Source organism: Streptomyces sp. JN8 (genome assembly GCF_055808075.1).
Genome location: NZ_CM147852.1, coordinates 3,534,367 through 3,552,377 on the forward strand (window position 1 = coordinate 3,534,367; position 18,011 = coordinate 3,552,377).

General features: G+C 67.7%; 27 protein-coding genes. 1 reads left to right on the plus strand and 26 read right to left on the minus strand.

Annotation, left to right across the window (positions count from 1 at the left end; translation table 11 throughout):
• Positions 1 to 17 precede the first annotated feature (17 nt).
• The 23 genes from rplO to ACY0MR_RS15370 all read right to left on the minus strand — a co-directional run bounded on the left by rplO (position 18) and on the right by ACY0MR_RS15370 (position 11,735).
• Complete coding sequence (gene rplO, locus ACY0MR_RS15260) at positions 18 to 473, minus strand: 50S ribosomal protein L15 (protein WP_030318646.1); 456 nt, start codon at positions 471 to 473, stop codon at positions 18 to 20.
• Position 474: 1 nt separating this feature from the next.
• On the minus strand, positions 475 to 657 hold the full coding sequence (gene rpmD, locus ACY0MR_RS15265) for a 50S ribosomal protein L30 (RefSeq protein WP_015035589.1): 183 nt from the start codon (positions 655 to 657) through the stop codon (positions 475 to 477).
• On the minus strand, positions 657 to 1,259 hold the full coding sequence (rpsE, locus tag ACY0MR_RS15270) for a 30S ribosomal protein S5 (protein ID WP_015035588.1): 603 nt from the start codon (positions 1,257 to 1,259) through the stop codon (positions 657 to 659). Before rpsE ends, rpmD begins: the two co-directional genes overlap by 1 nt.
• 46 nt (positions 1,260 to 1,305) lie before the next feature.
• Positions 1,306 to 1,689 (minus strand): 50S ribosomal protein L18, encoded by a 384-nt coding sequence (gene rplR / locus ACY0MR_RS15275; protein WP_352188391.1) that lies wholly within the window; start codon positions 1,687 to 1,689, stop codon positions 1,306 to 1,308.
• Positions 1,690 to 1,692: 3 nt separating this feature from the next.
• Entirely contained in the window at positions 1,693 to 2,232 is a 540-nt protein-coding gene (gene rplF / locus ACY0MR_RS15280; RefSeq protein WP_148005764.1) for a 50S ribosomal protein L6, read from the minus strand.
• A 21-nt stretch (positions 2,233 to 2,253) separates the two neighbouring features.
• Positions 2,254 to 2,652, minus strand: coding sequence for a 30S ribosomal protein S8 (gene rpsH, locus ACY0MR_RS15285; RefSeq protein ID WP_015035585.1), 399 nt, complete (start codon positions 2,650 to 2,652; stop codon positions 2,254 to 2,256).
• A 222-nt stretch (positions 2,653 to 2,874) separates the two neighbouring features.
• The gene (locus tag ACY0MR_RS15290) at positions 2,875 to 3,060 is read right to left on the minus strand and encodes a type Z 30S ribosomal protein S14 (protein ID WP_003948630.1); all 186 of its coding nucleotides are present in this window, start codon (positions 3,058 to 3,060) and stop codon (positions 2,875 to 2,877) included.
• A gap of 5 nt (positions 3,061 to 3,065) precedes the next feature.
• Positions 3,066 to 3,623 (minus strand): 50S ribosomal protein L5, encoded by a 558-nt coding sequence (gene rplE / locus ACY0MR_RS15295; RefSeq protein WP_361847418.1) that lies wholly within the window; start codon positions 3,621 to 3,623, stop codon positions 3,066 to 3,068.
• Positions 3,620 to 3,931 carry a 50S ribosomal protein L24 gene (gene rplX / locus ACY0MR_RS15300; RefSeq protein WP_015035583.1) on the minus strand — a complete coding sequence of 104 codons (312 nt, stop codon included), beginning with the start codon at positions 3,929 to 3,931 and terminating at the stop codon, positions 3,620 to 3,622. Before rplX ends, rplE begins: the two co-directional genes overlap by 4 nt.
• A 2-nt stretch (positions 3,932 to 3,933) precedes the next feature.
• Positions 3,934 to 4,302 (minus strand): 50S ribosomal protein L14, encoded by a 369-nt coding sequence (gene rplN, locus ACY0MR_RS15305; RefSeq protein WP_003956455.1) that lies wholly within the window; start codon positions 4,300 to 4,302, stop codon positions 3,934 to 3,936.
• 100 nt (positions 4,303 to 4,402) lie between these two features.
• Entirely contained in the window at positions 4,403 to 4,684 is a 282-nt protein-coding gene (rpsQ, locus tag ACY0MR_RS15310; RefSeq protein ID WP_015035582.1) for a 30S ribosomal protein S17, read from the minus strand.
• On the minus strand, positions 4,684 to 4,908 hold the full coding sequence (gene rpmC / locus ACY0MR_RS15315) for a 50S ribosomal protein L29 (RefSeq protein WP_017239580.1): 225 nt from the start codon (positions 4,906 to 4,908) through the stop codon (positions 4,684 to 4,686). The genes rpsQ and rpmC overlap by 1 nt, the downstream gene beginning before the upstream one ends.
• Positions 4,908 to 5,327 (minus strand): 50S ribosomal protein L16, encoded by a 420-nt coding sequence (gene rplP, locus ACY0MR_RS15320; protein WP_015035580.1) that lies wholly within the window; start codon positions 5,325 to 5,327, stop codon positions 4,908 to 4,910. The genes rpmC and rplP overlap by 1 nt, the downstream gene beginning before the upstream one ends.
• Before the next feature lie 5 nt (positions 5,328 to 5,332).
• On the minus strand, positions 5,333 to 6,181 hold the full coding sequence (gene rpsC, locus ACY0MR_RS15325; RefSeq protein WP_017239578.1) for a 30S ribosomal protein S3: 849 nt from the start codon (positions 6,179 to 6,181) through the stop codon (positions 5,333 to 5,335).
• Positions 6,181 to 6,528: a 50S ribosomal protein L22 gene (rplV, locus tag ACY0MR_RS15330; RefSeq protein ID WP_004571827.1), complete on the minus strand. Its 348-nt coding sequence runs from the start codon at positions 6,526 to 6,528 to the stop codon at positions 6,181 to 6,183. Before rplV ends, rpsC begins: the two co-directional genes overlap by 1 nt.
• Positions 6,529 to 6,570: 42 nt before the next feature.
• Complete coding sequence (gene rpsS / locus ACY0MR_RS15335; protein WP_015035577.1) at positions 6,571 to 6,852, minus strand: 30S ribosomal protein S19; 282 nt, start codon at positions 6,850 to 6,852, stop codon at positions 6,571 to 6,573.
• 12 nt (positions 6,853 to 6,864) lie between these two features.
• Complete coding sequence (gene rplB, locus ACY0MR_RS15340) at positions 6,865 to 7,701, minus strand: 50S ribosomal protein L2 (protein WP_030208986.1); 837 nt, start codon at positions 7,699 to 7,701, stop codon at positions 6,865 to 6,867.
• Positions 7,702 to 7,741: 40 nt separating this feature from the next.
• Positions 7,742 to 8,065, minus strand: a complete 324-nt coding sequence (rplW, locus tag ACY0MR_RS15345; RefSeq protein WP_024755407.1) for a 50S ribosomal protein L23 — start codon at positions 8,063 to 8,065, stop codon at positions 7,742 to 7,744.
• On the minus strand, positions 8,065 to 8,715 hold the full coding sequence (gene rplD, locus ACY0MR_RS15350) for a 50S ribosomal protein L4 (RefSeq protein WP_030318655.1): 651 nt from the start codon (positions 8,713 to 8,715) through the stop codon (positions 8,065 to 8,067). Before rplD ends, rplW begins: the two co-directional genes overlap by 1 nt.
• A 7-nt stretch (positions 8,716 to 8,722) precedes the next feature.
• Positions 8,723 to 9,367, minus strand: a complete 645-nt coding sequence (gene rplC / locus ACY0MR_RS15355; RefSeq protein ID WP_361847362.1) for a 50S ribosomal protein L3 — start codon at positions 9,365 to 9,367, stop codon at positions 8,723 to 8,725.
• Positions 9,368 to 9,380: 13 nt separating this feature from the next.
• Positions 9,381 to 9,689, minus strand: coding sequence for a 30S ribosomal protein S10 (rpsJ, locus tag ACY0MR_RS15360; RefSeq protein WP_003948644.1), 309 nt, complete (start codon positions 9,687 to 9,689; stop codon positions 9,381 to 9,383).
• 445 nt (positions 9,690 to 10,134) lie between these two features.
• Positions 10,135 to 11,376, minus strand: coding sequence for an RNA polymerase sigma factor (locus tag ACY0MR_RS15365; protein WP_388792708.1), 1,242 nt, complete (start codon positions 11,374 to 11,376; stop codon positions 10,135 to 10,137).
• A complete protein-coding gene (locus ACY0MR_RS15370; RefSeq protein ID WP_073910651.1) occupies positions 11,373 to 11,735 on the minus strand; it encodes a YciI family protein in 363 nt (120 codons plus the stop codon). Before ACY0MR_RS15370 ends, ACY0MR_RS15365 begins: the two co-directional genes overlap by 4 nt.
• Before the next feature lie 213 nt (positions 11,736 to 11,948).
• On the opposite strand from ACY0MR_RS15370, the gene ACY0MR_RS15375 reads away from it, so the two are divergent.
• Positions 11,949 to 13,928, plus strand: a complete 1,980-nt coding sequence (locus ACY0MR_RS15375; RefSeq protein ID WP_473561200.1) for a PIG-L family deacetylase — start codon at positions 11,949 to 11,951, stop codon at positions 13,926 to 13,928.
• A gap of 95 nt (positions 13,929 to 14,023) precedes the next feature.
• Here ACY0MR_RS15375 and tuf read toward each other — a convergent pair whose 3' ends face one another.
• The 3 genes from tuf to rpsG form a co-directional block, all read right to left on the minus strand.
• Positions 14,024 to 15,217, minus strand: coding sequence for an elongation factor Tu (gene tuf / locus ACY0MR_RS15380; RefSeq protein WP_055598867.1), 1,194 nt, complete (start codon positions 15,215 to 15,217; stop codon positions 14,024 to 14,026).
• A 152-nt stretch (positions 15,218 to 15,369) separates the two neighbouring features.
• Entirely contained in the window at positions 15,370 to 17,499 is a 2,130-nt protein-coding gene (gene fusA, locus ACY0MR_RS15385) for an elongation factor G (protein ID WP_055598868.1), read from the minus strand.
• A gap of 39 nt (positions 17,500 to 17,538) precedes the next feature.
• Positions 17,539 to 18,009, minus strand: coding sequence for a 30S ribosomal protein S7 (gene rpsG / locus ACY0MR_RS15390; RefSeq protein WP_015035567.1), 471 nt, complete (start codon positions 18,007 to 18,009; stop codon positions 17,539 to 17,541).
• Positions 18,010 to 18,011 lie beyond the last annotated feature (2 nt).

Here is an 18,011-nt window from a genome sequence, read left to right on the forward strand (position 1 = left end):
CATGCCATCGAGTCGTCTCAGACGAGCTCGGTGACGGTGCCGCCGGCAGCGGCGATCTTCTCCTTGGCGGAGCCGGAGACGGCGTCGACCGTCACCTGCAGCGCCACGGTGATCTCGCCGGTGCCGAGCACCTTGACGAGCTGGTTCTTGCGAACCGCACCCTTGGCGACCAGGTCGGCCACCGTGACCTCGCCACCCTGCGGGTAGAGCGCGGTGAGCTTGTCCAGGTTCACGACCTGGTACTCGGTGCGGAACGGGTTCTTGAAGCCCTTGAGCTTCGGCAGACGCATGTGGAGGGGCATCTGCCCACCCTCGAAGCGCTGCGGAACCTGGTAACGGGCCTTGGTGCCCTTGGTACCACGACCGGCCGTCTTACCCTTCGACGCCTCACCACGACCGACACGGGTCTTCGCGGTCTTGGCACCGGGGGCGGGACGGAGGTTGTGGGCCTTCAGCGGGTTGGTCTCCGCCATGTCAGTCAACCTCCTCGACCGTCACGAGGTGGCGGACGGTGTGCACCATTCCGCGGAACTCGGGGCGGTCCTCCTTGACAACCACGTCGTTGACCTTCTTGAGGCCGAGCGAACGCAGGGTGTCGCGGTGGTTCTGCTTGCTGCCGATGTACGACTTCGTCTGCGTGACCTTGAGGCGAGCCATTACGCACCCGCCCCGGCACGTGCACGGAGCAGAGCCGCGGGGGCGACGTCCTCGAGGGGCAGACCACGGCGAGCCGCGATCTCCTCGGGACGCTGCAGGCCCTTGAGGGCCTCCACGGTCGCGTGCACGATGTTGATCGCGTTGTCGGAGCCGAGCGACTTCGACAGGATGTCGTGAACGCCGGCGCACTCGAGCACGGCGCGCACCGGGCCACCGGCGATGACACCGGTACCGGGGGAAGCCGGCTTGAGCAGGACGACGCCCGCGGCCTTCTCGCCCTGGATCGGGTGAGGGATGGTGCCCTGGATGCGCGGAACCTTGAAGAAGTTCTTCTTGGCTTCCTCGACACCCTTGGCGATGGCCGCGGGAACTTCCTTGGCCTTGCCGTAACCGACACCTACGGTGCCGTCACCGTCGCCCACCACGACCAGCGCGGTGAAGCTGAAGCGGCGACCACCCTTGACAACCTTGGCGACGCGGTTGATCGCGACAACGCGCTCAACGTACGCGGTCTTCTCGGCGGCAGCGCCACCGTCGCGGCCCTTCCGGTCCCGCCGCTCGCCGCCACCGGCACCGCTTCCGCGGCGCTGGGGTCCAGCCATTGGATTTACCTCTCTCTGTTACGTCCGTTAGTCCCGGAACCGGGGCTTAGAACTTCAGCCCGGCTTCGCGGGCGGCGTCAGCCAGAGCGGCAATGCGCCCGGCGTACCTGTTGCCACCACGGTCGAACACGACAGCCTCGACACCAGCGGCCTTGGCGCGCTCGGCGACGAGAGCCCCTACCTGCTTGGCCTGCGACGACTTGTCACCCTCGCCACCGCGGATCGACGCGTCCAGGTTCGACGCGGACGCAAGGGTGTGACCCTTGAGGTCGTCGATGACCTGAGCGGTGATACCACGGTTCGAACGCGTCACGACGAGGCGCGGACGCTCCGCCGTACCCGACACGTTCTTGCGGATGCGGATGTGGCGGCGCGCCTTGGCGGCACGCTTGTAAGCGTCGCCCTTGGCGATCTTCACACCGTATGCCATGGCTTACTTACCAGCCTTTCCGACCTTGCGGCGGATGACCTCGCCGGCGTACTTGACGCCCTTGGCCTTGTACGGGTCGGGCTTCCGCAGCTTGCGGATGTTCGCCGCGACCTCGCCGACCTTCTGCTTGTCGATGCCCTCGACCGAGAACTTGGTCGGCGACTCGACCTTGAACGAGATGCCCTCGGGCGCCTCGACCAGGATCGGGTGGCTGTAGCCGAGCTGGAACTCCAGGTTGGAGCCCTTCGCGGCGACGCGGTAACCGACACCGCTGATCTCGAGCGCCTTCACGTAACCCTGGGTCACACCGGTGATCATGTTGGCCACCAGCGTGCGGGACAGGCCGTGAAGGGCCTTGTTCTGACGCTCGTCGTTCGGACGGTTGACGTTGAGCACGCCATCCTCGCCCTTAACGATCTCGATCGGAGCGGCGACGGTGTGGGTCAGGGTGCCCTTGGAACCCTTGACCGTGACCGTGCGGCCATCGATGGTGACGTCCACGCCGGCGGGAACCTGGATAGGCAGCTTGCCAATACGCGACATTAGCTATTCCTCCGTTCCCGACTACCAGACGTAGGCGAGGACTTCCCCACCTACGCCCTTCTTGCCTGCCTGCTGGCCGGTCAGGAGACCGTGGGACGTGGAGATGATCGCCACGCCCAGGCCGCCGAGGACCTTCGGCAGGTTGGTGGACTTCGCGTAAACCCGGAGACCGGGCTTCGAGATCCGCTTGATGCCCGCGATGGAGCGCTCACGGTTCGGACCGAACTTGAGCTCGAGGACGAGGTTCTTGCCGACCTCGGCGTCCTCGACCTTCCAGCCCGTGATGAAGCCCTCCTGCTGGAGGATTTCCGCGATGTGAGACTTGATCTTGCTGTGCGGCATCGTCACGGAGTCGTGGTATGCCGAGTTCGCGTTACGCAGACGAGTCAGCATGTCCGCGATCGGATCAGTCATGGTCATGAATTGGCCTTCGGCCTCTCTCGCCGGGGTTTCCTGTATGCGCCATCCCTCTCCCCACACAGGGGCGGGACGGGTGCGGCGCGGGGACCTACGGCGTAGTAAGTCGTACGGGCGGCGGACGCCCAACCCCACAAGCCTAAAGCATGCGGGGGTGGGCCTCCGCCGACCCAATGCTTACCGAGAGTCTCAGGTAATCCCTAACGTCCTATGGACAGAAGGGAGTTACCAGGAGCTCTTGGTCACGCCCGGCAGCTCGCCACGGTGAGCCATCTCACGAAGGCACACGCGGCACAGGCCGAACTTGCGGTACACGGAGTGGGGACGACCACAGCGCTGGCAGCGCGTGTAGCCACGCACGCCGAACTTGGGCTTGCGGGCAGCCTTCGCGATGAGAGCCTTCTTCGCCATCTCGCTTACGCCTCCTTGAACGGGAAGCCGAGGTGACGCAGAAGGGCACGGCCCTCGTCGTCGTTGGTCGCCGTGGTCACCACGGTGATGTCCATACCCCGGACACGGTCGATCTTGTCCTGGTCGATCTCGTGGAACATGACCTGCTCCGTGAGACCGAAGGTGTAGTTGCCACGGCCGTCGAACTGCTTGGGGGACAGGCCGCGGAAGTCGCGGATGCGCGGAAGCGCGAGCGACAGGGTGCGGTCCAGGAACTCCCACATGCGGTCGCCACGGAGGGTGACGTGCGCACCGATCGGCTGACCCTCACGCAGCTTGAACTGCGCGATGGACTTGCGGGCCTTGGTGACGGCCGGCTTCTGACCGGTGATCGTGGTGAGATCGCGGATCGCACCGTCGATCAGCTTCGAGTCACGGGCGGCGTCGCCGACACCCATGTTGACCACGATCTTCACGAGGCCGGGAACCTGCATGACGTTCTCGTACGAGAACTCGTCACGCAGCTTGCCCGCGATCTCCTCGCGGTACTTCGTCTTGAGACGCGGAGTGGTGGTAGCCATCAGATGTCCTCACCCGTCCGCTTGGCAACGCGGATCTTGTTGCCCTCGTCGTCGAAGCGGTAACCGACACGCGTGACGACCTTCTTGCCGTCCTTCTCCACGACCAGCTGGACGTTGGAGACGTGGACCGGAGCCTCGGTCGTGACGATGCCACCGGCCTGCGACGGGCCGGCCTTGGTGTGCTTCTTGACCCGGTTGACACCCTCGACGAGGACGCGGTTCTCACGGGGGAAGGCCGTGATGACCTTGCCCTGCTTGCCCTTGTCCTTACCGGTGATGACCTGGACCAGGTCGCCCTTCTTGATCTTCATGCTTACAGCACCTCCGGCGCGAGCGAGATGATCTTCATGAACTTCTTCTCGCGCAGCTCACGGCCGACCGGGCCGAAGATACGGGTGCCACGAGGGTCGCCGTCGTTCTTGAGAATGACAGCGGCGTTCTCGTCGAAGCGGATGTACGAGCCGTCCTGGCGGCGGCGCTCCTTGACGGTGCGAACGATGACCGCCTTGACGACGTCACCCTTCTTCACGTTGCCACCGGGGATCGCGTCCTTGACGGTGGCGACGATGACGTCACCGATGCCCGCGTAGCGGCGACCCGAGCCACCGAGAACACGGATGCAAAGGATCTCCTTGGCACCAGTGTTGTCGGCGACACGCAGTCGCGACTCCTGCTGGATCACGTCTATCTCCTGATTTGTCTGCCGGTTCCCGGCCGGGGCTTCACGAGGAAGCCCCGGCCGAGCCTGGCGGAACGAACTCGAAGGGTTACCCCTTCAAGAATTACTTGGCCTTCTCGAGGATCTCGATGACGCGCCAGTGCTTCGTGGCGGACAGCTTCCGGGTCTCCATCAGGAGGACGCGGTCGCCGATGCCGGCAGCGTTCTGCTCGTCATGAGCCTTGAGCTTGTTCGTACGGCGGATGACCTTGCCGTACAGCGCGTGCTTGACGCGGTCCTCGACAGCGACGACGACGGTCTTGTCCATCTTGTCGCTGACGACCAGGCCCTCGCGGACCTTGCGAGCGTTGCGCTCGGTCTTCTCAGTCACGTTGCTCTCGCTCATCAGGCGTTCTCCACCGTCTCGATGCCCAGCTCGCGCTCACGCATCAGGGTGTAGATCCGGGCGATGTCCTTACGGACGGACTTGAGCCGACCGTGGTTCTCGAGCTGACCGGTCGCCGCCTGGAAGCGGAGGTTGAACAGCTCTTCCTTGGCCTCGCGGAGCTTGTTGAGAAGCTCCTCGTTGCCCAGCTCGCGCAGCTCGGACGCCTTGGTACCGGCCGACATCACAGCTCACCTGCTTCGCGCTTCACGATCTTGCACTTCATCGGCAGCTTGTGGGCCGCACGGGTCAGGGCCTCGCGCGCGATCTTCTCGTTCGGGTAGGACAGTTCGAACATCACCCGACCCGGCTTGACGTTCGCGATCCACCACTCGGGAGAACCCTTACCGGAACCCATGCGGGTCTCGGCGGGCTTCTTCGTGAGGGGGCGGTCCGGGTAGATGTTGATCCAGACCTTGCCGCCACGCTTGATGTGGCGGGTCATCGCGATACGAGCCGCCTCGATCTGGCGGTTGGTCACGTACGCCGGCGTGAGGGCCTGAATGCCGTACTCGCCGAACGCAACCTGCGTACCACCCTTGCTCATACCCGAGCGCTTGGGGTGGTGCTGCTTGCGGTGCTTGACCCTACGGGGGATCAGCATTTCGGTCAGGCCTCCGTTCCGGTGCTCTCAGCCGGAGCGGCAGCGGCGGCGGGAGCGTCGGCCTTGGGGGCCTCGGCAGCCGGCGCGGACTGCTGCTGCGGCTTGCGGCCGCGGCCGCCACGCTCGCCACCGCGGCCACCACGGCCGGCCGGGCGGTCGCCAGCGCCGGCACCACGGGCCGGGCGGTTACCCGCACGGGCCGCGGCGTTCTCGGCGCGGACCTCGGCGATGTTCTTGACGTCGCCCTTGTAGATCCAGACCTTCACGCCGATGCGGCCGAAGGTCGTCTTGGCCTCGAAGAAGCCGTAGTCGACGTTCGCGCGGAGCGTGTGCAGGGGCACGCGGCCCTCGCGGTAGAACTCCGAGCGGGACATCTCGGCGCCGCCGAGACGGCCGCCACACTGGATCTTGATGCCCTTGGCGCCGGCCTTCATCGTGCCCTGCATGCTCTTACGCATGGCGCGACGGAAGGAGACGCGGGAGGAGAGCTGCTCGGCAACGGCCTGGGCGACCAGCTGGGCGTCCATCTCGGGGTTCTTGACCTCGAGGATGTTCAGCTGGACCTGCTTGCCCGTGAGCTTCTCGAGGTCGCCGCGGATGCGGTCGGCCTCGGCGCCACGGCGGCCGATGACGATGCCGGGACGCGCGGTGTGGATGTCCACCCGCACGCGGTCACGGGTGCGCTCGATCTCGACCTTCGAGATGCCGGCGCGCTCCATGCCGGACGTCATCATCCGACGGATGGCGACGTCTTCCTTGACGTAGTCCTTGTACAGCTTGTCGGCGTACCAGCGGGACTTGAAGTCCGTGGTGATGCCGAGCCGGAACCCATGCGGGTTAACCTTCTGGCCCATTACCGGGTTCCTTCCTTGCTGCTGACGACCACGGTGATGTGGCTGGTCCGCTTACGGATCCGGTAGGCACGGCCCTGGGCACGCGGACGGAACCGCTTCAGGGTCGGGCCCTCATCCACGTACGCCTCGCTGATGACCAGCGAAGAGGCGTCGGTGTGGTCGTAGTTGTGTGCAGCGTTGGCGATGGCGCTGTCCAGCACCTTGCCAACCGGCACGCTCGCGGCCTGCGGGGCGAAACGCAGGACCGCCTGAGCCTCCGTGGCGTCCATGCCACGGATAAGGTCCACCACGCGGCGGGCCTTCATGGGCGTGACGCGGATGTACCGCGCCTGGGCCCTGGCTTCCATGGTTGTCCTTCCAGTGTCTGTCATGGTCATTCCACCCCGCTACTAGCGGCGCTTCGACTTCCGGTCGTCCTTCACGTGACCCCGGAAGGTGCGCGTCGGCGAGAACTCGCCGAGCTTGTGGCCGACCATCGACTCGGTGACAAACACCGGAATGTGGGTCTTGCCGTTGTGCACCGCGATCGTGTGGCCGAGCATGGCCGGGATGATCATCGAGCGACGGGACCAGGTCTTGATGACGTTCTTGGTACCGGCTTCGTTCTGGGCGTCCACCTTCTTGACGAGGTGGCCGTCGACGAAGGGTCCCTTCTTGAGACTGCGCGGCATCTAAACCCGCTCCTAGCGCTTCTTGTTCGTCTTGCGGCGGCGGACGATGTACTTGTTCGAAGCCTTCTTCGGCGAACGAGTACGACCCTCCTTCTGACCCCACGGGGAGACCGGGTGGCGACCACCGGAGGTCTTGCCCTCACCACCACCGTGCGGGTGGTCGACCGGGTTCATCGCCACACCGCGGACGGTCGGGCGAACGCCCAGCCAGCGCTTACGGCCGGCCTTGCCCCAGTTGATGTTCGACTGCTCGGCGTTGCCGACCTCGCCGATCGTGGCGCGGCAGCGGGCGTCGACGAGACGGATCTCACCGGACGGCATACGAAGGTGGGCCATCGTGCCCTCCTTCGCCAGCAGCTGCACGGAGGCACCCGCGGAACGGGCGAACTTGGCGCCACCACCGGGACGGAGCTCGATCGCGTGGATCGTGGTACCGACCGGGATGTTGCGGAGCGCCAGGTTGTTGCCGGGCTTGATGTCCGCGCCGGGGCCGTTCTCGACGCGGTCACCCTGCGTCAGACCCTTGGGGGCGATGATGTAGCGCTTCTCGCCGTCCACGTAGTGGAGCAGCGCGATGCGCGCGGTGCGGTTGGGGTCGTACTCGATGTGAGCGACCTTGGCCGGCACGCCGTCCTTGTCGTGACGACGGAAGTCGATCACGCGGTAGGCGCGCTTGTGGCCACCGCCCTGGTGACGGACGGTCACACGACCGGTGTTGTTACGGCCGCCCTTGCTGTGCAGGGGGCGGACCAGCGACTTCTCCGGCGTGGACCGCGTGATCTCGACGAAGTCGGCTACGGAGGAGCCACGACGGCCCGGCGTAGTCGGCTTGTACTTGCGGATTCCCATTTCTCAGTCCTCGTCCGATTCCGGACGATCCAGACCGCCCTTAGGCGGTCGGACCGCCGAAGATGTCGATACGGTTGCCCTCGGCAAGGGTCACGATGGCGCGCTTGGTGTCCTTGCGCTTACCGAAACCGGCCTTGGTGCGCTTGCGCTTGCCCTGGCGGTTGATCGTGTTGACCCCGGTGACCTTGACCGAGAAGACCGCCTCGACGGCCTGCTTGATCTGGGTCTTGTTGGAGCCAGGCGCGACGATGAACGTGTACTTGTTCTCGTCCAGCAGTGCGTAGCTCTTCTCCGAGACGACCGGCTTGACGAGAATGTCGCGCGGGTCCGAGAAGGTCTTGCTGGTGACGACGGCCTCAGTCATCAGGCGTCGCTCCCTTCGGTCTCAGCGGTCTGGGGGCCAGACACGAAGGACTCGAGGGCGGCCTGGGTGAAGACCACGTCGTCGGAGACGATCACGTCGTACGTGTTGAGCTGGCCCGGCTCCAGGATGTGCACCTGGGGCAGGTTACGAGCGGACAGCCACGCGGCCTCGTCGGAGCGCTCGGCGACCAGGAGCAGGTTCTTGCGCTCCGAGATCTTGCCGAACAGCGTCTTCGCGGCCTTGGTGGAGATCTCACCCTCGACCACGCCGGAGACGACGTGGATGCGGGAGTGGGTGGCCCGGTCCGAGAGGGCACCACGGAGAGCGGCGACCTTCATCTTCTTCGGGGTCCGCTGCGAGTAGTCACGCGGCACGGGACCGTGCACGACGCCACCACCGGCGAACTGCGGGGCGCGGGTCGAACCCTGACGGGCGCGGCCGGTGCCCTTCTGGCGGTAAGGCTTCTTGCCACCACCGCGGACTTCGCCACGGGTCTTGGTCTTGTGCGTGCCCTGACGGGCCGCGGCCAGCTGCGCGACGACGACCTGGTGGATCAGCGGAACGCTGACCTTGGCGCCGAAGATCTCCTCGGGGAGCTCGACGGTCCCGGTCTTGTCGCCTGCCGGCGAAAGGATGTCAATGGTGCTCATCGGTTCCTCAAACCCCCTTGGCCGCGGTGCGGACCAGGACGAGGCCACCGTTGGGGCCGGGGACGGCGCCCTTGATGAGCAGCAGACCCTTCTCGGCGTCAACGGCGTGGACGGTCAGGTTCTGGGTGGTCACACGCTCGTTGCCCATGCGACCCGCCATGCGCATGCCCTTGAAGACACGGCCCGGGGTGGCGCAGCCACCGATGGAACCGGGCTTGCGGTGCACGCGGTGGGCACCGTGCGACGCCTTGCCACCACGGAAGTTGTGGCGCTTCATGACACCGGCGAAGCCCTTGCCCTTGCTCTTGCCGGTGACGTCGACCTTCACGCCGGCCTCGAAGACCTCGGCGGTGATCTCCTGGCCGAGCGTGTACTCGGAGGCGTCAGCGGTGCGGAGCTCCACCAGGTGGCGGCGCGGGGTGACGTCGGCCTTGGCGAAGTGGCCCTTGAGGGGCTTGTTCACCTTGCGCGGGTCGATCTCGCCGAAGGCGATCTGGACCGACTCGTAGCCGTCGACGTCGTTCGTACGGACCTGGGTCACGACATTCGGGCCGGCCTTGACGACGGTCACCGGGACGACCCGGTTGTTCTCGTCCCAGACCTGCGTCATGCCGAGCTTCTCGCCCAGGATGCCCTTGATGTTCTTAGCCATCTCGCGCGTCACCTCAGAGCTTGATCTCGATGTCGACGCCCGCCGGCAGGTCGAGTCGCATGAGCGAGTCGACCGTCTTCGGCGTGGGGTCGAGGATGTCGATGAGGCGCTTGTGCGTGCGCATCTCGAAGTGCTCGCGCGAGTCCTTGTACTTGTGCGGCGACTTGATGACGCAGTACACGTTCTTCTCAGTGGGCAGCGGCACCGGGCCCGCGACCGACGCACCAGTGCGGGTCACCGTCTCGACGATCTTCTTCGCCGAGGAGTCGATGACCTCGTGGTCGTAGGCCTTGAGCCGGATGCGGATCTTCTGTCCCGCCATGGCTACTAGTAGTCCTTTGTCTCGTAACGCTCTGGAACCCGATCGGCTTCGCTCACGGAGAAGCGTTGTCGTGTCTCCGACCCACGCGGTCGGGCGTGTCGCACTCCCTCTACGCAGAAATCCCTAAGGATTTCCCAACCAAGGGGGCACGGTCGCCATGACCGCAGGCCGGGGGCAGGACACCCACCGGGCGCCTGGTCGGCACCCCGCTGACGCTTCCCAGAAGATTCCCGTACGTCCGCTCCTGAGAAGGAGCGACGAGTACTGTGGGACTCGCTTCCGGTCCTCCCGACGGGAGGCGCGCAGCATCGGCACTCAACCGAGCAACCCCGACAGTCTGCCATACGGGGCCATCCGGCCGCCAATCGGGATCGAAGACTGTACCCCACGTCACGTCCTGCCATGCGCCGGGGCGCACGCGCCCTCCCCTGGCGCCCCCGTCGCCTCACCCCAAGTCCCGGGCCCGCTCGGTGAGATGGCGGCGTTCCGGAGCGCTGGTCGTCCGCCGCGCGGCCTCCCGATAGGCCTCCGCCGCGGGCCCCCGCTCCCCCAGCAGCTCCAGCAGATGGGCCCGGGTGGCGAGCAACCGGTGGTGCCGCGCGAGCCTCTTGTCCCGGGCCAGTCCGTCCAGCACCGCGAGCCCGGCCGCGGGCCCCTCCACCATCGCCACGGCGACCGCCCGGTTGAGCGTCACCATCGGGTTCGGACCGGTGCGCTCCAGGAGCTCGTAGAGGGCGAGGATCTGCGGCCAGTCGGTGTCCCCCGCGCTCTCCGCCTCGTCGTGCACGGCCGCGATCGCCGCCTGCAGCTGGTACGGGCCGATCCGGCCGTGCGGCAGGGTGCGGCTGATCAGCTCGACGCCCTCCGCCACCAGCCCGGCGTCCCAGCGCCCCCGGTCCTGCTCCGCGAGCGGCACCAGCTCGCCGTGCGGGCCCGTGCGCGCGGGCCTGCGGGCGTCGGTGAGCAGCATCAGCGCCAGCAGCCCCGCCGTCTCGGTGTCCTCGGGCAGCAGCCGGTGAAGCAGCCGCCCGAGCCGGATCGCCTCGGTGGACAGCTCGGGCGCGGTCAGCCGGTCCCCGCCGCTCGCCGTGTACCCCTCGTTGAAGATCAGGTAGAGCACGTGCCGGACCTCGGCGAGCCGGGCCGTGCGGTCCTCCCCCGGCGGCAGCGCCATGGAGCCGCCCGCCTCCCGGATCGTCTGCTTGGCCCGGCTGATCCGCTGCGCCATCGTCGACTCGGGCACCAGGAAGGCGGCCGCGATCTGCCCGGTGGTGAGGCCGCCGACGGCCCGCAGAGTGAGGGCGACCCTGCTGGGCGGGGAGAGCTCGGGGTGACAGCAGAGGAACAGCAGGGACAGCGAGTCGTCCCGGTCCGTCCCGGGCTCCTCGTCGGCGGCGTGCGCCAGGAGTTCCGAGGCCGGCGTGGCCAGGGCCAGGGAGTCCTCGCGGCGGCGCCGCGCGGCCTCGCTGCGCACCTGGTCGACGAGCCGGCGGGCGGCGACGGTGACCAGCCAGCCCCGCGGGTTGTCGGGGACGCCCTCCTCGGGCCACTGGCGGGCCGCCGCGATCAGGGCCTCCTGGACGGCGTCCTCGCAGGTGTCGAAGGTCCCGTACCGCCGCACGAGGACGCCGAGGACCTGCGGCGCGTACGTGCGCAGCAGGTCCTCGATCCCGTCGGTGCCGGTCACACGTCCGCCGCTGACTCGTGCAGGACCGGCCAGAGCTCCACCGGGTCGACGTCCGCGAAGGGCATGTCCGCGGCGATCTCCCGGGCCCGCTCCGGGCCGTCGCAGTCGAGCAGGTAGAAGCTGGCCAGGTACTCCTTGGTCTCCAGGTACGGGCCGTCGGTGACCGCGGGGACGCCGTCCACGCGCCGGACGAGCTGGGCGGCGGCCGCGTCCGCGAGGCCGTACGCGCCGATCAGCTCGCCGCTCTCGCGGTACTTCCTGTTGAAGGCCTCCTGCCGGGCGATCGCCTCGGGCCAGGCCTCGGCGGGGAAGGCGTCCCACTTGGCCTGGTTCCCGTAGATCATCGCGACGTACTTCATGGTGGTCGTCCTCCCCGTCCCGCGCGCCCCTGTGGCGTGCTGTCACCCCTCGGTCGGAACCGGCGTCCGGTCCTCGACATGACCGGCGACGCTTTTCGAAGATCTTCTTCCGGTGGCCGCATCCTGCCAGTCGCGGGCCTGTCCGCACACAACCCCAGACTTCGAACGTTCGTCTTACCGGGGACCGCACTGCCCAGGGGACGGACCGCCCACGTGACCACAGCACCCCGCCGGCGGACGGTTCTCGCCGCAGCCCTCGCCGTCACCACGGCCGCCGCAGGGTGCTCCGTACCGGAGCCGCGCAGGACCGCGCCGACCGCCGACCCCGCGCCCGGCAAGCCCATCGCCTCCGCGCGCACCAGGCGGGCGCTGCTCCTGCAGATAGCCGCCCATCCGGACGACGACCTGTACTTCATGAACCCGGACAGCCAGCGCCTCCTCGACGCCGGGGTCCCGCTCGTCTCCGTGTACGTCACCGCCGGCGAGCACACCGGCCGCAACCGGGTCGCGGGGATGCCGGACACTCCCCCGGACCGCGCCGCCTACTCCTCGGCCCGCCACCAGGGCCTGCGCCAGTCCTACGCGGCGGCGCTCGGCCTGCCGCTGTTCACGCCCTGGCGGCGCCGGGTGCTCACCCTCCCCGGGGGCCGCCGGGCCGAGATCGACACCCTCGACCGCGGCCGCCGCCGCGTCGAGCTGGTCTTCCTCAACCTGCCGATGCACACGAACCGGCGCTACATGGCCCTGCCGGCCCTCTGGCAGGACCGCGCCCTGGAGCTGCGGACCCACCTGTCGGCCGGGTCGCCCGTCACCCGCTCCGACACCTACGACTACGACCAGCTGGTCGGCGTCCTCGTGGGGCTGCTCGCCCGCTACCGGCCCACCGTCGTGCACACCCTGGACCCCGACCCGGACATCCAGCTCAGCGACGAGGCCACCCGCAGACGGGACTCGGAGCAGCCCGGCTACTCGGACCACGGCGACCACACAGCCGTCGCGTCCTTCACCTGGGCCGCGATGAGCCGCTGGGTCGCGGACGCCGTCCGGGACGGCGAACCCATACCGGCGTTCACGACGACCGCGTTCCGCGGCTACTACAACCGGCACTGGCCCAAGAACCTCCCTCCCCGGCTCCTCGCGGCGAAGGCCGCCCGCCTCGTCCCGTACGGCGGGGACCCCTCCTGGGAGTGCGGCAACCCCTCGGGCTGCGGCGACTACGGCGTGGGCGGCGAGCGGCCCCTCACCAACCGCAAGGGCTGGGTCCGCTCCACCCACCACCGCTGGCCCACCGCCGGGCCGGCCCTCGCCGAGCAGCCGGACGGCCGGCTCGCCGCCTACGGGGTGCTCGGGCTGCGCGCGGTCCGCTGGCGGGAGACCGCGCCCGGCGTCTGGAGCGAGCCGGCGGACCTCGGCGGCGGGCCGCTGGCGCCCGCCCTCGGCTCGGCGGTGCTCGACGACGGCAGGGTGCTGCTGTTCGGCGTGCGGTTCTCCGCGATCGACGGTCACGGCGGACGCAACCGGCGCGAGCTCGTGCTCCTGGAGCAGCGCTCCCCCGGCGGCCCGTTCCTGGCCTGGCGGGGCCTCGGGAACCCGGAGCGCACGGACGACCGGGGCCGCCGGGTCGGTGCGCCGGTGCCCGTGGCCGCCCCGGACGGCCGGGTCCACCTCTTCGTGCGGAACGCCGACCGGAACGTCTCGACCCGGGTGCGGGCCGCGGACGGCGGCTGGGGCCCCTGGCGGACGCTCCCCGGGACGTCGGAGGTCCAGGACGGACTCGCCGCCTCGGTCGACGGGACCGGCCGGACCCACCTGTACGCGGCGGGTCGGGAGTCCGTACGGCACTGGGTCGACGGGATCGAGCAGACGGACCCGCTGCCGCGCTCCGGATCCACCGTGGCGGCCGTCGGCGGCGACCTCTACTACCGGCGCCCGGCGAGCGGGGCACTCCTCGGCCCCGGAGGGGACACGGGGCTCGACGGCTTCGGCGGCGTGGTCGCCGCGCGGTCCGCCGCACGGGGGACGGTCCTCCTGGGCACCGGCGAGGACGGCCGGGTCCGGGTGCGGACCGGTGACCGGGTGCGGACCCGCGCGGACGGGGCACCGGGAGTCTCGGCGGCCCTGCACCTGGGCGAGGCCGGACCGACGGTGGTGGGCCTGGGCCCGGACGGGCACCCGTGGAGCTGGCGGCCGTAGGCCCCGGGATCCGCGCGGACATGCGAGAAGGCCCCGCACCGAAAGGTGCGGGGCCTTCTGCTGCAGCTCGTGGAGCTACCAGGTCAGATCAACGATCAGGCGTTGATCTTGACGACCTGGCCGGCGCCGACGGTCCGGCCACCCTCACGGATGGCGAACTTGAGGCCCTCCTCCATGGCGACGGGCTGGATCAGCTCGACGGTCATGGAGGTGTTGTCGCCCGGCATGACCATCTCGGTGCCCTCGGGGAGGGTCACGACGCCGGTCACGTCCGTGGTACGGAAGTAGAACTGCGGGCGGTAGTTGTTGAAGAACGGGGTGTGACGGCCACCCTCGTCCTTCGACAGGATGTAGGCCTGGGCCTCGAAGCTGGTGTGCGGCGTGACCGAACCCGGCTTGATGATGACCTGGCCGCGCTCGACGTCCTCGCGCTTGATGCCACGGAGGAGCAGACCGACGTTCTCACCGGCCTGGCCCTCGTCGAGCAGCTTGCGGAACATCTCGATGCCGGTGACCGTGGTGGTGGTCTTCTCGGTCTTGATGCCGATGATGTCGACGGTCTCGTTGACCTTGAGGACACCACGCTCGATACGACCGGTGACGACGGTGCCACGACCGGTGATCGTGAAGACGTCCTCGATCGGCATCAGGAACGGCTTGTCGACGTCACGCTCGGGCTGCGGGATGGACTCGTCCACCGCGTGCATGAGGCCGAGGAGCTTCTCGCCCCACTCCTTGTCGCCCTCGAGCGCCTTGAGCGCCGAGACACGGACGACCGGAAGGTCGTCGCCCGGGAACTCGTACTCGGAGAGGAGCTCACGGACCTCGAGCTCGACGAGCTCCAGGATCTCCTCGTCGTCCACCATGTCGGCCTTGTTCAGGGCGACGACGATGTACGGAACGCCGACCTGGCGGGCCAGGAGCACGTGCTCCTTGGTCTGCGGCATCGGGCCGTCGGTGGCGGCGACCACGAGGATGGCGCCGTCCATCTGCGCGGCACCCGTGATCATGTTCTTGATGTAGTCAGCGTGACCCGGGCAGTCGACGTGCGCGTAGTGACGCGACTCCGTCTGGTACTCGACGTGCGCGATCGAGATCGTGATACCGCGCTGGCGCTCCTCGGGAGCCTTGTCGATCTGGTCGAAGGCCGAGGCCTCGTTCAGGTCCGGGTACGCGTCGTGCAGCACCTTGGTAATGGCGGCCGTGAGGGTCGTCTTACCGTGGTCAATGTGACCGATGGTGCCGATGTTGACGTGCGGCTTAGTCCGCTCGAACTTCGCCTTCGCCACTGGGTCCTCCTGTGGAGTGGTTCTGTACGCCTTGCTTCATCGGCGCCAGGTGATCTTTGCTGGGATGCCATTCGCCGGGGCCCGATTCCCTCGGGTTTCGGGGGGCGAGCCCCGACGACTGGTGTCAAGCCTAAAGCGTCAACTCGGGAGAGTTACTCGCCCTTGGCCTTCGCGATGATCTCCTCGGCGACGTTCCGCGGAACCTCGGCGTAGGAGTCGAACTGCATCGAGTAGCTTGCGCGACCCGAGGTCTTGCTGCGGAGGTCGCCGACGTAGCCGAACATCTCCGAGAGGGGCACGAGGCCCCGCACGACGCGAGCGCCGCTGCGCTCCTCCATGGCCTGGATCTGGCCACGGCGGGAGTTGATGTCGCCGATGACCTCACCCATGTAGTCCTCGGGCGTGACGACCTCAACGGCCATCATCGGCTCAAGGATGACGGGGGAAGCCTTGCGCGCGGCCTCCTTGAAGGCCTGCGAACCGGCGATCTTGAACGCGAGCTCGGAGGAGTCGACCTCGTGGTAGCCACCGTCGAGAAGAATGACGCGAACGCCGGTCATCTCGTAGCCGGCCAGGATGCCGAACTGCATGGCCTCCTGCGCACCCGCGTCGACCGAAGGGATGTACTCCTTCGGGATGCGGCCACCGGTGACCTTGTTCACGAACTCGTAGGAGGCGTCGCCACCCTCGATGGGCTCGATCGCGATCTGCACCTTGGCGAACTGACCGGTACCACCGGTCTGCTTCTTGTGGGTGTAGTCCACGCGCTCGACGGCCTTGCGGATCGTCTCGCGGTACGCGACCTGCGGCTTGCCGACGTTCGCCTCGACCTTGAACTCGCGACGCATGCGGTCGACGAGGATGTCGAGGTGAAGCTCGCCCATACCACCGATGATGGTCTGGCCGGTCTCCTCGTCCGAGTGAACCTGGAAGGAGGGGTCCTCCTCCGCGAGACGCTGGATGGCGACACCCAGCTTCTCCTGGTCACCCTTGGACTTGGGCTCGATGGCGACCTGGATGACCGGCGCCGGGAAGTCCATGGACTCCAGGATGACCGGGTTCTTGTCGTCGCACAGCGTCTCACCGGTGGTGGTCTGCTTGAGGCCCATGACGGCGACGATGTCGCCGGCGCCCACCGAGTCGATCTCCTCACGCTTGTTCGCGTGCATGCGGTAGATCTTGCCGATGCGCTCCTTCTTGCCCTTGACGGAGTTCAGCACCGCGGTGCCGGCCTCCAGGCGACCGGAGTAGATCCGGACGAAGGTGAGCTTGCCGAGGTGCGGGTCGCTCGCGATCTTGAACGCGAGGGCCGACAGCGGCTCGTCGTCGGACGGCTTGCGCTTGACGACCAGCTCGGCGTCCTTGACGTCGTGGCCCTCGATGGCCTCGACGTCCAGCGGCGACGGCAGGTAGCGGACGACCGCGTCGAGCAGGGGCTGAACACCCTTGTTCTTGAACGCGGTACCGCAGAAGACGGGGGTGACCGTCTTCTCGCCGTTGCCCTTGCCGGAGGCGATGGTGATACGACGGACAGCCGCGTACAGCTGCTCCTCGGTGGGCTCGACACCCTCGAGGAAGAGCTCCATGAGCTCCTCGTCGTTCTCCGCGACGGTCTCGACCAGCTTGGCGCGCCATTCCTCGGCGAGCTCGGTGTGCGAGGCCGGGATGTCGACGACGTCGTACATCTCGCCCTTGCTGGCCTCGGCGGACCAGACGAGCGCCTTCATGCGGACCAGGTCGACAACGCCCTGGAAGTCCATCTCGGCACCGATGGGGAGCTGCATGACGATCGGGACGGCGCCGAGGCGGTCCACGATCATGTCGACGCAGCGGAGGAACTCGGCGCCCGTACGGTCGAGCTTGTTGACGAAGCAGATGCGCGGCACGCCGTAGCGGTCCGCCTGACGCCAGACAGTCTCGGACTGGGGCTCGACGCCGGCCACACCGTCGAACACGGTGACAGCACCGTCGAGCACGCGCAGCGAACGCTCCACCTCGACGGTGAAGTCGACGTGACCCGGCGTGTCGATGATGTTGATCGTGTGATCGACATTCTCGAGCGGCCAGTGGCAGGTCGTCGCGGCAGACGTGATCGTGATGCCGCGCTCCTGCTCCTGCTCCATCCAGTCCATCGTGGCAGCGCCGTCGTGGACTTCACCGATCTTGTACGAGACACCGGTGTAGAACAGGATCCGCTCGGTGGTGGTCGTCTTGCCCGCGTCGATGTGAGCCATGATGCCGATGTTGCGCACCTTGGCAAGGTCAAGCGAAGTGGTAGCCATATCGGCTCAGTCTTCTCTCGGTCTCGATGTGGGTTGCGACTACCAGCGGTAGTGCGCGAAGGCCTTGTTGGACTCGGCCATCTTGTGCGTGTCCTCACGCTTCTTGACGGCCGCACCGAGGCCGTTCGAGGCGTCGAGGAGCTCGTTCATGAGGCGCTCGGTCATGGTCTTCTCGCGACGGGCGCGGGAGTAACCGACGAGCCAGCGGAGGGCCAGCGTGGACGCGCGGCCCGGCTTGACCTCGATCGGCACCTGGTAGGTGGCGCCACCGACACGGCGGGACTTGACCTCGAGGGCCGGCTTCACGTTCTCGAGAGCGCGCTTCAGCGTGATGACCGGGTCCTGGCCGGTCTTCTCGCGAAGACCCTCCATGGCGCCGTACACGATGCGCTCGGCGGTGGAACGCTTGCCGTCCAGCAGGATCTTGTTGATCAGCGAGGTGACAAGAGGAGAGCTGTAGACCGGGTCGATGATGACCGGGCGCTTCGGGGCGGGGCCCTTACGAGGCATTC